The organism is Alteromonas sp. ALT199 (assembly GCF_018619335.1).
Lineage (GTDB): Bacteria > Pseudomonadota > Gammaproteobacteria > Enterobacterales > Alteromonadaceae > Alteromonas.
In genome coordinates this window covers 1-1,690 of record NZ_JAHHDX010000061.1, presented here as the reverse complement: position 1 = coordinate 1,690, position 1,690 = coordinate 1, and the positions used below count along the sequence as shown (strand labels likewise).

Sequence of the window (1,690 nt, the reverse complement as noted above, 5' to 3'; positions counted from 1 at the left end):
GCAGACAGTATTGTTCAGACATTGTCGCAAGAACATCCAAACAAGATTGTCGATATCATGACAAGTGCGTTGAATGCAGTTCCTTTTGTTGGTGAGTATGTAGTTGATGCGCTTCTGGCTGTGTTTCCTAATGAAGCAGAAACGGTTGTTGAAACAGCAGTAAGAGAGTCGGCGCAGCAGCGTGAACAAATAGTACGTATTTTAAATACTGCGCAACATGCGGGTGTACCGCAGGATAAGTTAAAACAATACGCCATGTCAGCTGGGTTATCTGAAGAAGACTTCGACAGCGCACTAGACAACTAACATCACCATTAAGAGTTTTAATAATAACTGAGAACGGCGTACTGGTTTCCATTACGCCGTTTTTTATTTGAACTTTGGTATTTTCAACTCTAGTGAGTAGGAACAGGTCATTCTTGAAATGCTTTTATGCTACGCATTATTTAACAGAGTGGAGCATAGCGGCTTCTTTATGTAACATTAGTTCGGCTTTTAATAAGTCGACCTTGGCTTTGATCTCTTTAATTCTTGCTTTAATTTCGTTTTGCGCTCGTGCATTTAGAACAAACATGTCGCTATCACCCGCATCAAAACGCGTTTTCTCTACCTTCGACAAAGTTTTAGCTAACGCAGCATTTTCACTTTGAAGCGAAACAATGTCTTTAGCTTGTGTCCAATACACTAAAGCCTGTTCAAAACGTTGCACTATAGCTTGTTGTGTTGACGTAAGCTTATGGGCCAGTTCTCGTTGCTTGGACTGTAATTGAGCGCGATCTGCTTTCGCCTTTCTGTTTCCTAGTGGATAAGAAAATGATAAACCTACTTTTGTTTCAGTACCTTCAAGGGTCTTTGAACCTGCACCCACATCTCTGGCAATCGAGGCAGTGAGATCGAGCTTGGGGAGTAGCGCGTTATCAGCAAGTGCCACTTTATTTTCTACCACCTGCTGCTCTAACTTCATTACATCTAATTCGGGGTGGCTATGCAATGCATTACGAAGCGTAACCAATTGACCGTTGCCAATCCAAAAAGGCCAGCTTATTTCATTAGGCGGCTGCTCATTATTGATTGCTAGCATGTCGCCATTTGGCGAACGCCAGTAGAAAGACAGCATTTGTGCGTGCATGTCTCGCTTTTGTTTAAGTTCAGCCAATGTTAAACGCTGCTGAAGTAGGTTAGCTTTAAATTCGGTAAGTACTATACTGGCTAAGTCGCCCTTCTCTACTCGTGTAACTAGCGCTTTTTCACGCTCAGATGCCGCATTTAGCAACTCAGTAACAGCTTGTATTTGTAATGCGCTTTCGTACCACGCAATGTATTCACTAACCCCTTTATAAACAAAGTCATTAATAAGGCTTGTCGCTAGTGCCTGCCACTGCGAGGTAGCTAGCCCCGCGTTACGCAATTCAGTTCTGCGTTTATCTATTTCCCTGTTTTGAAGTAAAGACATGGCAACACCCACACTGGCCTCGCCAGCAGAAAGTGTATCGTAATATCCTTCATAGCTAGGGAAGTCACCCGCTGCAATGCGGTACTCACCAAATACAGACGCGTTGAAATCTTCGATAGGATTCGTGAAACGTTGTGTGAGGTTGGTCCCATCATAATAGCCCGACACTCGGCTTTTCGTTTTCTGTTCTATAAAAGGGTCGAAACTGCTTCTTGCAATCTCAAGCTCAGCAGCAGC

1 protein-coding gene and 1 pseudogene are annotated in these 1,690 nt (G+C 43.4%); one reads left to right on the top strand and one right to left on the bottom strand.

The features are described from left to right. Positions 1 to 306: pseudogene (locus KL866_RS06705) on the top strand (hypothetical protein); the annotation flags it as partial. A gap of 136 nt (positions 307 to 442) precedes the next feature. Here KL866_RS06705 and KL866_RS06700 read toward each other — a convergent pair. Further along, a partial coding sequence (locus tag KL866_RS06700; protein ID WP_214994177.1) for a TolC family protein occupies positions 443 to 1,690 on the bottom strand: 1,248 nt, incomplete at its 5' end.